General features: G+C 66.2%; 3 protein-coding genes. All 3 read left to right on the plus strand.

Annotated features, from left to right (window positions below; translation table 11 throughout):
• The first annotated feature begins 69 nt into the window (after positions 1-69).
• Positions 70-1,119 carry a Holliday junction branch migration DNA helicase RuvB gene (gene ruvB / locus DY468_RS24430; RefSeq protein ID WP_164608189.1) on the plus strand — a complete coding sequence of 350 codons (1,050 nt, stop codon included), beginning with the start codon at positions 70-72 and terminating at the stop codon, positions 1,117-1,119.
• An 8-nt stretch (positions 1,120-1,127) separates the two neighbouring features.
• The gene (gene ybgC, locus DY468_RS24435; protein WP_107354479.1) at positions 1,128-1,592 is read left to right on the plus strand and encodes a tol-pal system-associated acyl-CoA thioesterase; all 465 of its coding nucleotides are present in this window, start codon (positions 1,128-1,130) and stop codon (positions 1,590-1,592) included.
• Between the two features lie 99 nt (positions 1,593-1,691).
• The coding region (locus DY468_RS24440; RefSeq protein ID WP_164608190.1) for an FAD-dependent oxidoreductase at positions 1,692-2,070 on the plus strand (379 nt) is incomplete at its 3' end.

The following is a 2,070-nucleotide window of genomic DNA, read 5'->3' on the forward strand; positions in this document are numbered from 1 at the left end:
CCCCCGCCCCCTCCCCGCAAGGGGGAGGGGAGCAGAGGTGCCTGGCTCGCCGCATGCTACGTTGTCGTCATGACTGAACCTTCCCGTCTCGTCACACCCGAGCGCCGCGGTGATGACCTCGGCGATGCGGCGCTGCGACCGCAGAATCTGTCCGAGTTCGTCGGCCAGCAGCAGGCACGTGCGAATTTGCAGGTGTTCATCGATGCCGCGCGCAAGCGCAAAGAGGCGCTCGACCATGTGCTCTTCGTAGGTCCCCCGGGCCTCGGCAAGACCACACTGGCGCAGATCGTGGCGCGCGAACTCGGCGTCGGCTTTCGCGCGACGTCCGGGCCGGTCATCGCCAAGGCCGGCGACCTCGCCGCCCTCCTGACCAATCTCGAAGAACGCGACGTGCTGTTCATCGACGAGATCCACCGCCTCAGCCCGTCGGTCGAGGAAGTGCTGTATCCGGCGATGGAGGATTTTCAGCTCGACCTGATCATCGGCGAGGGCCCGGCGGCGCGCTCGGTGAAGATCGACCTGTCGAAGTTCACGCTGGTCGGCGCCACCACGCGCGCCGGCCTGCTCACCAATCCGCTGCGCGACCGCTTCGGCATCCCGGTGCGGCTGAACTTCTACACCATCGACGAACTGGAGAGCATCGTGCGCCGCGGCGCGCGCGTGCTCGGCACGCCGATCACCAACGATGGCGCCAACGAGATCGCTCGCCGTGCCCGTGGCACGCCGCGCATCGCCGGCCGCCTATTGCGCCGGGTTCGCGACTTTGCGTCCGCGGCCGATGCCGAAGCGATCGACCGGGCCATAGCAGACCACGCGCTGGGCGCGCTGGAAGTCGATAGTGCCGGCCTCGACGCGATGGACCGGCGCTACCTCACCACCATCGCGCTCAACTATGGCGGCGGCCCGGTCGGGGTCGAGACGATGGCGGCGGCGCTGTCCGAGCCGCGCGACGCGATCGAGGACATCATCGAACCGTATCTGATCCAGTGCGGCTACCTCCAGCGCACCCCGCGCGGCCGCCTGCTCACCGACCACGCCTTCCGCCACCTCGGCCTCGCCGCCCCGGCGCGCGACCCGGCGCAGTTCGGGTTGTTCGGTGAGACCGGGGACCAAGAGTAGCATCAACGATGACCGACGCTCGCTTGCATCATCATTCTCTCGACGGCGCCATCATCGATGGTGCTCATCATATGCACGTCCGGGTCTATTACGAAGACACCGACTTCTCCGGCATCGTCTATCACGCCAATTATCTGCGCTTCATGGAGCGAGGACGGACCAATTATCTGCGGCTGCTCGGCGCGGCGCAGAGCGAGTTGTTCGCCGAAGCCGAAAGCGAGACGCCGGGCTTTGCCTTCGTGGTGCGGTCGATGCAGCTCGACTTTCTCAAGTCGGCCAAGATGGACGACCTGCTCGAGGTGATCACCCGGCCGGTCGAAGTCCGCGGCGCGTCGATCACCATGCAGCAGCAGATCAAACGCGGCGATCTCGTGCTGATGGAGGCCAAGGTCAAGGTCGCGTTCGTCTCGGGTGGCCGGGCGAGGCCTATTCCTATACCGCTTCGGGTCGCCATGAAGGCGGACGTGGCCTGACCCCGCCCGGGCGGCCGTTGCCTGTTTCCCGAGCTAGGGCGCTCCGGATTTTGATGTTACAGGGGGCGAGCCGGAAGCTCGAACCCCTCGGACACCTTCATGAGCGATACGCCCCATAGGATTGTTATCGTCGGCGGCGGTGCCGGCGGCCTCGAACTCGCCACTGCGCTGGGCGACAAATACGGCAAGTCGGATGCCGTCCGCGTCACCCTGGTCGACCGCAGCCGAACCCACATCTGGAAGCCGCTGCTGCATGCGATTGCGGCCGGCTCGCTGCGCCGCTCCCAGCACGAGCTGAACTATCTGGCCCAGGCTCATTGGCACGGCTTTCACTACCGGCTCGGCGAGATGAGTGGGCTCGACCGCGCCCGCAAGGTGATCAAGCTCGCGCCGGTGATCGACGACGAGGGCCGCGAAATCAATCCGGAAAGCGAACTCGGCTACGATCTGTCCCTTATACCCATCCGACCCTGCCCAC

It is taken from the genome of Rhodopseudomonas sp. BR0M22 (assembly GCF_010907035.1).
Taxonomy (GTDB): Bacteria; Pseudomonadota; Alphaproteobacteria; order Rhizobiales; family Xanthobacteraceae; genus Rhodopseudomonas.

Bases quoted from the DNA above. Each gene is read 5' to 3' on its own strand.
- ruvB (WP_164608189.1), top strand. From the start codon at position 70: ATGACTGAACCTTCCCGTCTCGTCACACCCGAGCGCCGCGGTGATGAC.
- ybgC (WP_107354479.1), top strand. From the start codon at position 1,128: ATGACCGACGCTCGCTTGCATCATCATTCTCTCGACGGCGCCATCATC.